1 protein-coding gene is annotated in these 958 nt (G+C 64.9%); it reads left to right on the top strand.

The window, feature by feature from the left end; genetic code table 11:
- Positions 1–958, top strand: a 958-nt coding sequence (locus GSQ77_RS28895; RefSeq protein WP_158907592.1) for a family 20 glycosylhydrolase, incomplete at both ends; no start/stop codon positions are given.

Below are 958 nucleotides of genomic sequence, written 5' to 3'. Positions count from 1 at the left end.
CCGTGCAGGCGAAGATGCACGCGTTGGGTGTGAAGGACGAAGATGCGCTGCAGGGCTGGTTCAACGATCGCGTCGGCAAGTACCTGGCCACGCATGGAAGGCGCTTGATCGGCTGGGATGAGATCCTCGATGGCGGTGTCCCCGCCGACGCCACCGTGATGTCATGGCGCGGCGCGCAGGGTGCGATCACGGCGGCGAAGCAAGGGCATGATGTGGTGCTTTCGCCAGCGCCCGGCCTGTATTTCGACCAGTTGCAAAGCGATCGCGCCGACGAGATCGCCGGGCGTATCCCAGTGCAGGATCTGGCCAGCGTCTATGCGTTCGAGCCGGTACCGAAAGAGCTCGACGCGGCGCAAGCGAAGCACGTACTCGGGGCGCAGGCCAATGTGTGGACCGAGCACATGCCGACGATAGCGCACGTGGAGCACGCCGTGTTCCCGCGACTGGATGCGCTGAGCGAAGTGGACTGGTCAGCGGCTGGATCACGAGACTGGCACGGGTTCCTCGCCCGCCTGCCGGCGCAGTTCGCACGCTATCGCGCACAGGGCATCGGCTATGCCGACAGCGCGTTCGCGCCGGATATCGGCCTGGATCGCAACGCCGCACTGGCCAGTGGTACGGCCCAGGTTACGTTGTCCGACCAAGCCGGCGCTGGTGCGTTGCACTACACGCTGGACGGCAGTGCGCCGGATCTGCACTCGCCGCTGTATCGCACACCGATCGCGGTGAAGTTGCCGGTGACCGTCCGTGCAACGACTTTCGCCGCCGACGGCAGTGTGCTGGCTTCGCCACGTCAGCGCGTACTGGACCAGGCGAGTCTGCTCAGCCTCGACGGCAACGAAATGCCCAATTGCCCGGGCAGCGATTTCCGCCTGCGCGTGCAACCTATGCCCGATGCCACTTCGCTGTCGCCGGTGTACAGCATCAATGTATTCGACAACTGCCAGTTGTATCCGGC

The organism is Burkholderia sp. L27(2015) (genome assembly GCF_009765705.1).
Classification (GTDB): domain Bacteria; phylum Pseudomonadota; class Gammaproteobacteria; order Burkholderiales; family Burkholderiaceae; genus LMUX01.
The sequence above is the reverse complement of the archived record's forward strand: the minus strand, read 5'-3'. Positions and strand labels throughout refer to the sequence as shown.